Source organism: Streptomyces sp. Y309 (genome assembly GCF_056712025.1).
Genome location: NZ_CM160048.1, coordinates 4692209 through 4704197 on the forward strand (window position 1 = coordinate 4692209; position 11989 = coordinate 4704197).

Below are 11989 nucleotides of genomic sequence, written 5' to 3' on the forward strand. Positions count from 1 at the left end.
CAGAAGCGGAGTTGGGCCCCCGTATTTGTCAGTGTCGTGCCGTAAGAAAGAGGGGCACGGCGAGGTCCGCGCGGCGGACGGGAGGAGGTGGCCCGGTGAGCATTTCCGAGCCCTTGGACGACCCCTGGGCCGACAGCGGTCCGGGGGACCGTCTGCCCGTCTCCCGCCCGCGCCGCGACGGAGGCCGGGGCCGCGAGGAGCAGCACGACCGGGGCCGGGAAAGCTCCTGGGACGGCGGTGGCACGTCGTTCGAGCGGGTGCCGCCGCAGGATCTCGACGCCGAGCAGTCCGTGCTGGGCGGCATGCTGCTGTCCAAGGACGCCATCGCGGACGTCGTCGAGGTGCTCAAGGGCCACGACTTCTACCGCCCGGCGCACGAGACGATCTTCATCGCCATCCTCGATCTGTACGCGAAGGGCGAGCCGGCCGACCCCATCACCGTCGCCGCCGAGCTCACCAAGCGCGGCGAGATCACCAAGGTCGGCGGCGCCTCGTATCTGCACTCGCTCGTCCAGACGGTCCCGACGGCGGCGAACGCCGAGTACTACGCGGAGATCGTCCACGAGCGCGCGGTCCTGCGCCGCCTGGTCGAGGCCGGCACCCGCATCACGCAGATGGGATACGCGGCCGACGGCGACGTCGACGAGATCGTCAACAGCGCCCAGGCCGAGATCTACGCCGTCACCGAGCAGCGCACCAGCGAGGACTATCTGCCGCTGGGCGACATCATGGAGGGCGCGCTCGACGAGATCGAGGCGATCGGCTCGCGCAGCGGCGAGATGACGGGTGTGCCGACGGGCTTCACCGACTTCGACTCGCTCACCAACGGCCTGCACCCCGGCCAGATGGTCGTCATCGCGGCCCGTCCCGCCATGGGCAAGTCCACGCTGGCGCTCGACTTCGCGCGGGCCGCCTCCATCAAGCACAACCTCCCCAGCGTCATCTTCTCCCTGGAAATGGGGCGCAACGAGATCGCGATGCGCCTGCTCTCCGCCGAGGCACGCGTGGCGCTGCATCACATGCGTTCGGGCACGATGACGGACGAGGACTGGACGCGGCTCGCCCGCAGGATGCCCGAGGTCTCCGCGGCTCCGCTCTACATCGACGACTCCCCGAACCTGTCGATGATGGAGATCCGCGCGAAGTGCCGCCGCCTCAAGCAGCGCAGCGACATCAAGCTCGTGATCATCGACTATCTGCAGCTCATGCAGTCCGGCGGTTCGAAGCGCGCCGAGAGCCGCCAGCAGGAAGTCTCGGACATGTCGCGAAACCTGAAGCTGCTCGCCAAGGAGCTGGAGGTCCCGGTCATCGCGCTCTCGCAGCTCAACCGTGGCCCCGAGCAGCGCACGGACAAGAAGCCCCAGGTCTCCGACCTGCGTGAGTCCGGCTCCATCGAGCAGGACGCGGACATGGTGATCCTGCTGCACCGCGAGGACGCGTACGAGAAGGAGTCACCGCGCGCGGGCGAGGCGGACATCATCGTGGGCAAGCACCGAAACGGCCCGACGGCCACGATCACCGTCGCGTTCCAGGGCCACTACTCACGCTTCGTGGACATGGCGCAGACGTAGCGGTGGGGTATGTCGTACGTGCTCGGCGAGGTCTCGATGAGTCTTCGCCACGTGGACGGGCAGATCGACGAAGACCGGCCCTGGCTGGTTACCGGCGCCGATGTTTTCGAGCCTCCGTGCCGCGGCGCACGTTCCGCTGGAGGAACGGCCAGAAGCACTACTCGGGCACGTACTGTCCACTATGCGCGACCACGTCGTCTACGAGTCGCGGCTCGAGCTGACGCGCCTGCTGTACGCCGACTTCGACCGGGATGTGACGGCGGTCTTCGCCCAGCCCTCCCTCCTCTCCACCACGGTGGACGAGCGACTGCGGCGCCACGTACCGGACTTCCTCGTTCTGCGGGAGAAGGACGTGCCACTGGTCGTCGATGTGCTCGAAAGTGGCAAACCAGCATCAAGGGCCGTGAACTCTCCCGATACGGGATTGTTCCTGGCAAGCCTGATGACAGGGAGCGGAACCTCCGTACCTGTCCGTTGGCACTGCCGAAGCGACACGATCGTGGGACAGAAATGCCGTGTCCCTCGATTGAGACGGTGAGAAGAGGCCAGGCCGGCAAGGCGGAACGGGACATTCAGTACTGGCCGGGAAAAGTGTTATCGCCGCTGCCCCGATCCCGTCTCCTTCTCGTCAGCGCCGCGCGCAGCGGCGTCCCTCACCTGACGGGAGCTGTCCATGGGACTTGGCAACCGACACCGTATGAGCCGGCGTGGCCTGCTGAAGATCGGCGGCGGGCTCGCCGCCGCCGGCGCGATCGGCGGCGGGACGTGGGCCGTCACCTCCGCGGGTGCCGCCCCAGCCACCTTCGCCCACCCCGGCATGCTGCACAATGCCGGTGACCTGAACCGGGCCAAGCAACGCGTCCGCGCGGGCGACGATCCGTGGCTGTCCGGCTGGCAGCGGCTGACCGCCAACGGCCGCTCGCACGCCACCTGGCAGCCTCGCCCCCTGGAGAAGGTCCTGCGCGGCGGCGCCGGACAGAACCACGGCCAGATGGTGGCGGACATCGCGGCCGCCTACCAGAACGCGCTGCGCTGGCGGATCGCCGGCACCGAGGAGCACGCCGCCTGCGCCGCGCGCATCCTCAACGCCTGGTCCTCGACGCTGAAGACGGTCGACGGCAACGCCGACCGCTTCCTCGCGGTGGGCATCTACGGCTGGCAGTTCGCGAATGCCGCCGAGCTGATGCGCGACTACGACGACTTCGATCTCGCCCGCTTCCAGCAGATGATGACGGACGTCTTCTACCCGAAGAACAACTCGTTCCTCACCAAGCACAACGGCACCTGTGTCACCAACTACTGGGCCAACTGGGACCTCTGCAACATCGCCTCGGTCATGGCCATCGGCATCCTGTGCGACGACACCGCCAAGTACGACCAGGCTGTCGACTACTTCAAGAACGGCGAGGGCAACGGCTCCATCCGCAACGCCGTGCCCCACCTCCACGACGGCGGCCTCGGCCAGTGGCAGGAGGCAGGCCGCGACCAGGCCCACAGCCTGATGGGCGTGGGCCAGATGGGCGCGATCTGTGAGATGGCCTGGCAGCAGGGCGACGACCTCTACGGCTACGACAACAACCGCTTCATGAAGGGCGCCCAGTACGTCGCCAAGTACAACCTCGGTCAGGACGTGCCGTTCACCAAGTACACCTGGGGCATCGGCGTCAACTGCGACTACCGCGAGCACACCGTCATCTCGAACATCGCCCGCGGCCAGGTCCGCCCGGTCTGGGACATGCTGCACTACCACTACACCCGGCGCCGCGGCCTGTCGGTGCCCTACATCACCGCCATCGCCGCCAAGCAGCGCCCCGAGGGCGGCGGCGGCGACTACGGCTCCGACAGCGGCTACGACCAGCTCGGCTTCGGCACGCTTGCATATGCCAAGTAGGTGACCCGCTCTCGGACGGAGCAGGAGTGGACGTGGACGTGCGGGACTGGCGCCCGGACATCGCGGCGGCACAGGACGGTGACGGGGAGGCGATGGAGCGGCTGGTGGCTGGCTGGCTGCCGCTGGTCTACAACGTCGTCGGCCGCGCGCTGAGCGGGCATGCCGACGTCGACGACGTCGTGCAGGAGACCATGCTTCGCGCCGTCCACGGCCTGACCGCACTGCGTGACCCCGACCGCTTCCGCGCCTGGCTGGTGGCGATCGCGATGAGCCAGATACGGGAGCGGGCCCGGCGTCGGCGTCGGACGCGACCATCCCGGCGCCCGGACCTGGGGCCGAATCGGCCGGTGGCGGCGCGCGGCATCGTCCGGGTGCTGGAGCCCCGCCCGCCCGATGCGGCGGGCTGCGCGAGCTGCTCGCCGGCTGGGACGGCAGCCCCGGCTCCCTGTGGCGGAAGCGGCCGGCCCGGCACATCCGCGGCTGCCGACGCTGCGGCGCTCGGCCCGAAGGGCTGGTTGCGACGAAACGGCTGCTGGTGGGGCTCGCGCTGGTGCCGCTGCCCGCCGGGATCGCCCTCTCGCCGAGCCCCGGCCTGGGCGGCAAGACCGCCGCTGCGGCCACGGCCGCCGTAAGCGCGGGCGGCTGGTCGGCCAAGGCTCTCTCGGTGGTCGGCAAGCCGGCCGTGGCCGTGACCGCGGGGGCCGCGATCGCCGCGGCCGGCGGAGCGCTGCTCGTCCACCAGCAGCCGGCACCGCCGCTCCGCCACGCGGCCCCGGCCGCCTCCCCGCCGCCCTCCACCGTGGCACCGCCGCGGCCTCCGTCGCCGTCCGCCACCTCCCCTTCGCCCCGGTCCGCCCGCTACGGCACCGTCGTGGACACCGCCGACCGCGCACCGGACCCCGACCACCCGCCGGGCCCGCTGCCCCGCCGCGCCCAGCACGGCCTGACCAGCACCGGCGGGACCAATGCTGTCCGCACCCACCGCGGCGAGAGCGTCACTCTGCGGGGAACGGGCTAAGTACGCGTTCGCTGGCAGCTCGTCCCCGAGCGGCCCGGCGCCTGGTCCCGCCCACCTGGACGGGCCTGGAAAGCAGGCTCTTCCACGTGGCCTCGGGCGGCGGCCGCCGGATGGACGACCGCGACCGCGACCCCGACCCCGACCCCGACCCCGACAGGCCGGACGCGTCGGCGATGGGCTCCCAGGCGACCGGCTACATCGAACTCCTGGACGGCACCCAGCAAATGTGGCAGAACGAGTACTTCTGGCTCGACGGCAGCGTCACCCTCCACCAGAACGAGCGCGGCGCGGACCACAACATCGGCATCAAGCCCACCACCTGGCAGGACGCCGACCAGGACATCAGCAAGGGCCCCGACTCCCAGGCGGGCGGCCTCCTGCGCTACGGCCTGGTCCGCGACACCGGCGACGACCGCACGCCCGTACCCCAGTACCTCACCCGCGGCCGCCCCGCAGAACCGGCCACCGTGCCGCAGCGCTCCCGGGTCGGATGAGAGGACCTCGGCGCAGGGCACTCTCGCCGTCCGCCTCGTCGCCCGGGCGACGAACGAGAGCCGGCTCCAGGTCAGTAGACGGCGGGCCAGCCGCCACTCCAGTTGATCTTGTTGACGCCGAGCTTGGGAGCGCCGTTGTCGTCACCGTCGTAGTAGTGGTAGACGAGCAGGTCGCCGTCGCTGTCACTGAGTACGGACTGACCGCCGGGCCCGATGTACTTGCCGTGCGAAGAGAGCACCTCTGTGCCGCCGTTGTCGGTGAGCCGGACACCGTCCTTGTCGATGTACGGGCCGGTCGGGGAGGCCGCGCGGCCCACCTTGATCTTGTACGTCGACGACGTGCCGTCGCAGCACACGTCGTAGGACGCGAACAGGTAGTAGTAGGCACCGTGCTTGACGACCGCCGGACCCTCGACCGCCTTGGAGCCGTTCGGCCGGGCCGCGATCGAGTGGACGGTCTTGTCGGCGGCGTACTGCTTGCCGGTCGACGGCTCGAGCCGGATCATCTTGATCCCGGAGTGCCAACTGCCGAACGACAGCCACCACTTGCCGTCCTTGTCGACGAAGAGGTTCGGGTCGATGGCGTTGTACCCGCTGGTGGACGTTGTGGAGTGGACGATGCCGTGGTCGGTCCAGGTGCCCGGCCGGCCCGTCGAGGAGGTGGCGAGGCCGATGGCGGAGTGGGTGGAGCCGAAGGTCGAAACGGAGTAGTACATCAGGTACTTGCCGCCGTGGTGCGAGACGTCGGGCGCCCACACGTCCTTCTCGGGGCTGTACGTCGACCACCACGACGGCAGCGTGGTGAAGGCGGAGCCCGCGCGCTTGAAGGCGGTGCGGTCGGTCGAGGTGCGGGCCTCGATGCCGTTGTGGGTGGAGTACAGGACGTAGCCGGACGAGGTCTTGATCATGGACGGGTCGTGCACACCGATGTCACCGGTGACGACGCCCGAGCCGGGATAGGCGGCGTTCGCGCTCCCCGGAACGAGGGCGAAGGCGGCGGCCGCGGCCACGGCGGCCGCGCCGGCGGGCATCAGGTACCGCTTGCGCAGGGCGTGGCGCCGACGGCGCGAGGCGGGGGCGGAGGGAGTTTCTCTTTGCATGACCGGTAGTTACCGCCGGGCGGTGAGAGGTTGCCGCTCTGAGAGCTCCCGCTCCAGTGACCAGCTCGTTGCGTTTGGTGTTGACCGGGGCCGGCCGACGGTCGGTGAGGACCGTCTTCTTGTCCTGTCGCAGGGGGATCCCTCCGAACCGTCCGACCAGTGGTTTCCTGCCGGTGCGTGCGACGCGGGCCTACCCGGGCAGTGCCCCGTGTGGCGAAGGCGGGCGGGCGCGGCGAGGCGCGATCCATGCCCTGCAGGCGGCACGGACAAGATCGTGAGACGAAGCGCCTCTGTCCCGGAATGAGACAGAGGAGGAACACCCAGGTCATCAACTAGGAATAGGACATTCCGAATTGGAGTCTGCAGTGGCCGCGGCGGCCGTCGCGTCACGCGACGGCGGTCCCCTCGAGCTCGACCAGTTGGCCGGGGATCGCCAGCCGCGTCACGCCGAGCATCGTGGTGGTCGGTGCCACCCCGGCGGCGCCCAACCGCCCCGCCAGCACGCCGTAGTGCTGGAAAAGCAGATCGACGTCGGTCGTGTAGATGTTGAGCCGGACGAGGTTCGCGAGAGTCATGTCGGCCTCGCGGAGCACGGCCTCCAGGTTGTCGACGCTCAGCGCCAACTGCGCCGCCATGTCACCGTCATGCTGGGGCTTGCCGTCGCCGCTCATCGCGGTCTGCCCCGAGATGTACAGGGTCCGGGTGTGCCCGGAGACGACCTCACCCTGGTTGAAGCCCATCTCCGCCGACCACGTCACCGGGTTGACCGCCGTTCGTTCCATCGCCACGTCAGCTCCATTTGATTCATGGGGTTGATCCATCGGGAGTACGTACGTCCATCGGCTCGACAGCCGCCGGCTTCGACGTCGTGTCGCTGAGCCTGGCAACAAATCACGACATCCTTGGTCACGTATTTCGATAAAGTTCGCGTATGCGCGCCGACCGGTTGGTCTCGCTGGTGCTGCTGCTGCGTCAGCGTGGTCGGCTGACCGCGGACACGCTGGCCCGCGAGCTGGAGGTATCCACCCGTACCGTGCTGCGCGACATCGAGGCGCTGTCCGCGGCCGGCGTCCCGGTCTACGCCGAACGCGGCCGGCACGGCGGTTTCGCGTTGTCGCCCGGTTTCCGGACCGAGCTCACCGGGCTGAACCACGACGAGGCGCTTGCCTTGCTGACCGCCGGATCGGGGCGCGGCGAGCAGGTGTTCGGCCTCGGCTCGGCGCTCGCCTCGGCCATGCGGAAGGTGGTCGACGCGCTGCCCGAGAGCCACCGGGCCACCGCGAGCGACGCGGTCCAGCGATTTCTCGTCGACCCGGAGACCGACCTGCTCTCACGTCGGCTGGTCACCGAGGAGGTACCCGGCACCACGATGATCGAGGTCCGGCGCGCGGTGCTCGCCGGGCACAAGCTGCGCATCCACTACGCGGCCACGGGCCAGGCACCACAGTGGCGCACGGTGGACCCGATCGGCCTGGTCACCGTACGAGACCGGGGCTACTTGCTGGCCACGAAGTCCGGCGCGGACCGCACTTACCGGCTGTCGCGGGTGTTGGCCGCCGAGGAACTCCCCGAACCGGCACTGCGACCGAACCGGGTCGATCTGGACCGGATCTGGCGGGAACGCTCCACGCAGTTTCTCTCCGGCGGCGACCACATCACCGTGCTGGTACGGGTGAACCCGGCGCGGCGGGAGGAGCTGCTGGACACCGCGCTGGCCGTCCGCGCGGAAGAACCCGACGCAGACGGCTGGCTGCGGCTGGAGGTGACCTTCCAAGACTCACGACACGCCGAATGGGCGCTGTGGCAGCTCAGCACGGACGCGGAAGCCCTCGCCCCGCAGTCGTTGCGCACCTCCCTACGCAACCGCGCCGCCGCGATTGCCATCCGCTACGGAGACTCATCCTGAGACTGGCGCACGTCGGTCCGCACGGACGAACTGAGCCTCTCATGGGCCTTGAGGAACTGTGACCCTGAATTCGCTCGACGCACGGCATGCGCCCGTATGAACTGGCCTCATGAGTCTTGAAGAGCTGCTTCCCAGTACGCGCCGGTCCCTCACCCACCGCATCGCCACCGCCCAGACGGAGGGACGAGCCCCCTCGCTCGTCGCCGCCGTCGTCCGTGACGGTGAGCTGGTGTGGACCGGAGCCCGCACCTCAGTGGCAGGCCACGCGCCCGACGAGAACGTTCAGTACCGCATCGGATCGATCACCAAGACGTTCACCGCAGTCCTCGTCATGCGCTTGCGTGACGAGGGCGTGCTCGACCTCGCGGACCCGTTGGAGAAGCATCTGCCGGGCACCGGCGTGGGCGAGGTGACCATCGCGGAACTCCTCGCGCACACGGGCGGGTTGGGTGCCGAGACGCCGGGTGAGTGGTGGGAGCGCAGCTCGGCGTCGCTGCGCCCGGAACTCCGTGATGTGCTGGGCGAACAGCCCTTCAAGCACCCCGTGGGGCGGCGGCACCACTACTCCAACCCCGGCTACACGCTGCTCGGTTCGCTGATCGAGGCGGTGCGCGGTGAGCCGTGGGAGGCCGTTCTGCGCCGCGAGGTCCTGGAACCGCTCGGTCTGCGCCGTACCAGCGGACAGCCGCAGGCTCCGTACGCCGGTGGCTGGGCGGTGCACCCCTGGGCGGATGTGCTGCTGCCCGAACCCGCCGAGGATCTGGGGCTGATGGCTCCGGCCGGTCAACTGTGGTCCACTGCGGCCGACTTGGCGCGGTTCGCCGTCTTCCTGATGGAGGGCGACGACCGCGTGCTCGGCGTGGAATCGGTCCGCGAGATGAGGAGGCCGGCGGGTCCTGCGGAGGCCGGGGAGTGGGAGAAGACGTACGGGCTGGGGGTGGACCTGGTCGGCGGGAAGGGATACACGCTGGCCGGTCACACGGGCTCGCTTCCCGGGTTCGTCGCGGCGCTGTGGACGAGTGAGAAGGACGGCGTGGCGGCGGTGACGCTGGCCAACTGCACGTCCGGGCCGCCGGTGGCCGCCGTGGCCGCCGAACTCGTACAGATCGTGGCGGAGGCCGAGCCGCGCATCCCCGAGCCCTGGCGGCCCCTGCCGGAGGTCGACCAGGCCGTGCTGGAGCTGGCGGGGCCCTGGTACTGGGGGACGGGTGTGTACGTGCTGCGCCTCGCGGCCGACGGCGCGGTCGAGCTGGGGCAGCTCTCGGGCGCCGGGCGCAGTTCACGGTTCCGGCCCAACGGCGACGGGACGTGGACGGGGCTCGACGGGTACTTCGCGGGAGAGCGGCTGGAGGCCGTACGACGCGCGGACGGCTCGGTGAGCCATCTCGACCTGGCGTCGTTCGTCTTCACCCGTGAGCCGTACGACGCGGAGGCGCCGGTGCCGGGCGGAGTGGACCCGGAGGGCTGGCGGGGACTCGCGTAAGCAGAGGGGGGTGTCCTGTTTCACGTGAAACAGGACACCCCAACGCATGGTGCCTCGCAGTCGCGGTGGCAGCCTGCGAGCCCTCACGGTCAGAGCTGCATTTTGAAGCCCACATGCGAAGCCGTGAAGCCCAGGCGCTCGTAGAAGCGGTGCGCGTCCGTACGCGTGGCATCGGACGTCAGCTGCACGAGCTGGCAGCCCTGGCGCCGGGATTCGTCGACGGCCCACTCGATGAAGCGGGTGCCGAGCCCGCTGCCCCGCTCGTCCGCGTGCACGCGGACCGCCTCGATGATCGACCGAGTCGCGCCCTTCCGTGAGAGCCCCGGCACGATCGTGAGCTGGAGCGTGCCCACCACGCGGCCTTCGCGCACGGCGACGACCAGATGCTGGTTGGGGTCCGCGGCGAGCCGCTCGTACGCCGGCAGATAGGGCGTGAGGTCGTCCAGGGACTCCCGCTGGGCGCCCAGCGGGTCGTCGGCGAGCATCGCCACGATCGCGGGGATGTCATCGGCTGCGGCGGGTCGTATCTCAAGATCTCCCATGACCGCAGCCTATGCGGGCACACGACCGCAGCCCATGGGCGACCGCCGGGGCGTACGGCCCGGCTATGCGGGGGTGCGCACCGCCTCGACGGCCTTGACCAGGGGGGCGAGCTCGGGGTTCTTGGCGGCCTCGTCCAGGGCCTCGCGCAGCGCCGTGTCATTGGTGGGGCGCGCCTCGGCGAGGAGCTTGGCCCCGCTCTCGCTGACGTCCGTGTAGATCCCGCGCCGGTCGGTGGGGCACAGGTAGCGCGACAGGAGGCCGCGCTCCTCGAGGCGGGTGACCAGGCGGGTGGTGGCGCTCTGGCTGAGGACGACGGCGTCGGCGACCTGCTTCATCTGCAGATGGCCGCCGTCTCCGTCGTGCTGGCGGTTGAGGACGTCGAGCAGGCTGTACTCCCGCACGCTCAGGCCGTGCTTGGCCTGGAGTGCCCGCTCGACATGGGCCTCGATCTTCCCGTGGAGCAGGGAGAGCGCGCACCAGCCCTGGGCGAGGGCGGTGAGTGCCGGGTCTGTCGCTGTCATGACCGTTCCTCCGTCTTCCGGCGTCCCTGACGTCTTCCCGGGCCTTGAGCGGCCGCGTTCTGCCGCCTCCTGCCCTGTCTCCGAGCGGCTCCGTCCAGGATAGTCCACCGCTGCAATATCCAGCGCTTGCAAGTAGCCCGCGTATGCAACTATTGTGTACGCACATTAAGCGCACCTGCAATCGTCTGGAAGGTAACGCCATGCCTCTCGCGCTTCTGGCCCTCGCGATCGGAGCCTTCGGGATCGGGACCACCGAGTTCGTGATCATGGGATTGCTTCCCGAGGTCGCGGGTGACTTCGACGTCTCCATCCCCACCGCCGGTCTGCTCGTCACCGGTTATGCCCTCGGCGTCGTGGCCGGCGCGCCCCTGATGACCGTTCTCGGCCAGCGGATCTCCCGCAAGCGGATGCTGATGCTCCTGATGGGTCTTTTCATCGTGGGCAACCTGCTCTCCGCCGTGGCCCCGGTCTTCGGGGTCATGCTCGCCGGACGAGTGGTCGCCTCGCTCGCCCATGGCGCCTTCTTCGGCATCGGTTCGGTCGTCGCGGCCGAGCTGGTCGCCCCGGAGAAGAAGGCGGGCGCGATCGCCATGATGTTCACGGGGCTGACCGTGGCCACCGTAGTAGGTGTGCCGCTCGGCACGTTCGTCGGCCAGGCCATCGGCTGGCGCGTCACCTTCGTCATCGTCGCCTCCCTCGGCGTGATCGGCCTCGCCGGTGTCGCCAAGCTCGTGCCGGACCTGCCCAAGCCCGAGGGCGTACGCCTGCGCGACGAGGTCGGTGCCTTCCGCAACGTCCAGGTGCTCCTGGCCATGGCGATGACCGTCCTCGGCTTCGGCGGCGTCTTCGCGGCCATCACGTACATCACGCCGATGATGACGGACGTCGCGGGCTACGCGGAGTCCTCCGTGACCTGGCTCCTCGTCCTCTTCGGCCTCGGTATGGTCGGCGGCAACCTGATCGGCGGCAAGTTCGCCGACCGCGCCCTGATGCCGATGCTGTACATCTCCCTCGGCGGCCTCGCCGTCGTGCTCGCCCTGTTCACGGTCACCGCGCACGACAAGGTCGCGGCCGCCGTCTCCGTCACGCTGATCGGCGCGCTCGGCTTCGCCACCGTGCCGCCGCTGCAGAAGCGGGTCCTCGACCAGGCTTCCGCGGCGCCGACCCTCGCGTCGGCCGCCAACATCGGCGCCTTCAACCTCGGCAACGCGCTCGCGGCCTGGCTCGGCGGGATCGTGATCTCCGCCGGCTTCGGCTACACCGCCCCGAACTGGGTGGGCGCCGCGCTCGCCGCTTCCGCCCTCGGCCTGGCCGTCCTCTCGGCCGCCCTGGAGCGCCGCTCCACCGCCCCCAGCAAGATCGTCGCCGGTGCCGCGCCCACCGTCGAGATCCCGGCGCCCGCGCACCACTGACCACCTCCCTCACCCCACCTGTTCAGCACCCCACCTGTTCAGCACCACCA

At 69.8% G+C, this 11989-nt stretch carries 13 protein-coding genes; 9 read left to right on the forward strand and 4 right to left on the reverse strand.

The features are described 5' to 3' along the window. The first annotated feature begins 95 nt into the window (after positions 1-95). The 6 genes from dnaB (at position 96) to AC0KTA_RS18895 (ending at position 4974) form a co-directional block, all read left to right on the forward strand. Positions 96-1571, forward strand: coding sequence for a replicative DNA helicase (dnaB, locus tag AC0KTA_RS18870; RefSeq protein WP_037663332.1), 1476 nt, complete (start codon positions 96-98; stop codon positions 1569-1571). A 181-nt stretch (positions 1572-1752) separates the two neighbouring features. Beyond that, a complete protein-coding gene (locus AC0KTA_RS18875; protein ID WP_481049405.1) occupies positions 1753-2109 on the forward strand; it encodes a hypothetical protein in 357 nt (118 codons plus the stop codon). A 159-nt stretch (positions 2110-2268) separates the two neighbouring features. Next, positions 2269-3462: an alginate lyase family protein gene (locus AC0KTA_RS18880; protein WP_481049406.1), complete on the forward strand. Its 1194-nt coding sequence runs from the start codon at positions 2269-2271 to the stop codon at positions 3460-3462. 92 nt (positions 3463-3554) lie between these two features. Next, positions 3555-4094, forward strand: a complete 540-nt coding sequence (locus AC0KTA_RS18885; protein ID WP_481056472.1) for an RNA polymerase sigma factor — start codon at positions 3555-3557, stop codon at positions 4092-4094. Beyond that, positions 3998-4480 (forward strand): hypothetical protein, encoded by a 483-nt coding sequence (locus AC0KTA_RS18890; protein ID WP_481056736.1) that lies wholly within the window; start codon positions 3998-4000, stop codon positions 4478-4480. Before AC0KTA_RS18885 ends, AC0KTA_RS18890 begins: the two co-directional genes overlap by 97 nt. A gap of 86 nt (positions 4481-4566) precedes the next feature. Beyond that, positions 4567-4974: a hypothetical protein gene (locus tag AC0KTA_RS18895; RefSeq protein WP_481049407.1), complete on the forward strand. Its 408-nt coding sequence runs from the start codon at positions 4567-4569 to the stop codon at positions 4972-4974. A 71-nt stretch (positions 4975-5045) separates the two neighbouring features. On the opposite strand, the gene AC0KTA_RS18900 is transcribed toward AC0KTA_RS18895, so the two are convergent. Continuing rightward, positions 5046-6005 carry an arabinan endo-1,5-alpha-L-arabinosidase gene (locus AC0KTA_RS18900; RefSeq protein WP_481056473.1) on the reverse strand — a complete coding sequence of 320 codons (960 nt, stop codon included), beginning with the start codon at positions 6003-6005 and terminating at the stop codon, positions 5046-5048. A gap of 455 nt (positions 6006-6460) precedes the next feature. Beyond that, complete coding sequence (locus AC0KTA_RS18905) at positions 6461-6856, reverse strand: RidA family protein (RefSeq protein WP_481056474.1); 396 nt, start codon at positions 6854-6856, stop codon at positions 6461-6463. 149 nt (positions 6857-7005) lie between these two features. Between AC0KTA_RS18905 and AC0KTA_RS18910 the strand changes: the two genes are divergently transcribed. Together AC0KTA_RS18910 and AC0KTA_RS18915 are read left to right on the forward strand one after the other, a co-directional pair. Continuing rightward, positions 7006-7980: a helix-turn-helix transcriptional regulator gene (locus AC0KTA_RS18910; protein WP_481049408.1), complete on the forward strand. Its 975-nt coding sequence runs from the start codon at positions 7006-7008 to the stop codon at positions 7978-7980. 109 nt (positions 7981-8089) lie between these two features. Then, entirely contained in the window at positions 8090-9463 is a 1374-nt protein-coding gene (locus tag AC0KTA_RS18915) for a serine hydrolase domain-containing protein (protein WP_481049409.1), read from the forward strand. Between the two features lie 89 nt (positions 9464-9552). On the opposite strand, the gene AC0KTA_RS18920 is transcribed toward AC0KTA_RS18915, so the two are convergent. Further along, positions 9553-10005: an N-acetyltransferase family protein gene (locus tag AC0KTA_RS18920; protein WP_481049410.1), complete on the reverse strand. Its 453-nt coding sequence runs from the start codon at positions 10003-10005 to the stop codon at positions 9553-9555. Positions 10006-10068: 63 nt separating this feature from the next. Further along, on the reverse strand, positions 10069-10527 hold the full coding sequence (locus AC0KTA_RS18925; RefSeq protein WP_481049411.1) for a MarR family winged helix-turn-helix transcriptional regulator: 459 nt from the start codon (positions 10525-10527) through the stop codon (positions 10069-10071). Between the two features lie 200 nt (positions 10528-10727). On the opposite strand from AC0KTA_RS18925, the gene AC0KTA_RS18930 reads away from it, so the two are divergent. Continuing rightward, positions 10728-11939 (forward strand): MFS transporter, encoded by a 1212-nt coding sequence (locus tag AC0KTA_RS18930; RefSeq protein WP_481049412.1) that lies wholly within the window; start codon positions 10728-10730, stop codon positions 11937-11939. Positions 11940-11989 lie beyond the last annotated feature (50 nt).

What these genes read in the sequence shown, in the direction of transcription:
- AC0KTA_RS18875 (WP_481049405.1), top strand. Translation starts at nt 1,753, where the DNA reads ATGCGCGACCACGTCGTCTACGAGTCGCGGCTCGAGCTGACGCGCCTG.
- AC0KTA_RS18880 (WP_481049406.1), top strand. Translation starts at nt 2,269, where the DNA reads ATGAGCCGGCGTGGCCTGCTGAAGATCGGCGGCGGGCTCGCCGCCGCC.
- AC0KTA_RS18885 (WP_481056472.1), top strand. Translation starts at nt 3,555, where the DNA reads ATGGAGCGGCTGGTGGCTGGCTGGCTGCCGCTGGTCTACAACGTCGTC.
- AC0KTA_RS18900 (WP_481056473.1), bottom strand. Translation starts at nt 6,005, where the DNA reads ATGCCCGCCGGCGCGGCCGCCGTGGCCGCGGCCGCCGCCTTCGCCCTC.
- AC0KTA_RS18905 (WP_481056474.1), bottom strand. Translation starts at nt 6,856, where the DNA reads ATGGAACGAACGGCGGTCAACCCGGTGACGTGGTCGGCGGAGATGGGC.
- AC0KTA_RS18910 (WP_481049408.1), top strand. Translation starts at nt 7,006, where the DNA reads ATGCGCGCCGACCGGTTGGTCTCGCTGGTGCTGCTGCTGCGTCAGCGT.
- AC0KTA_RS18915 (WP_481049409.1), top strand. Translation starts at nt 8,090, where the DNA reads ATGAGTCTTGAAGAGCTGCTTCCCAGTACGCGCCGGTCCCTCACCCAC.
- AC0KTA_RS18920 (WP_481049410.1), bottom strand. Translation starts at nt 10,005, where the DNA reads ATGGGAGATCTTGAGATACGACCCGCCGCAGCCGATGACATCCCCGCG.
- AC0KTA_RS18925 (WP_481049411.1), bottom strand. Translation starts at nt 10,527, where the DNA reads ATGACAGCGACAGACCCGGCACTCACCGCCCTCGCCCAGGGCTGGTGC.
- AC0KTA_RS18930 (WP_481049412.1), top strand. Translation starts at nt 10,728, where the DNA reads ATGCCTCTCGCGCTTCTGGCCCTCGCGATCGGAGCCTTCGGGATCGGG.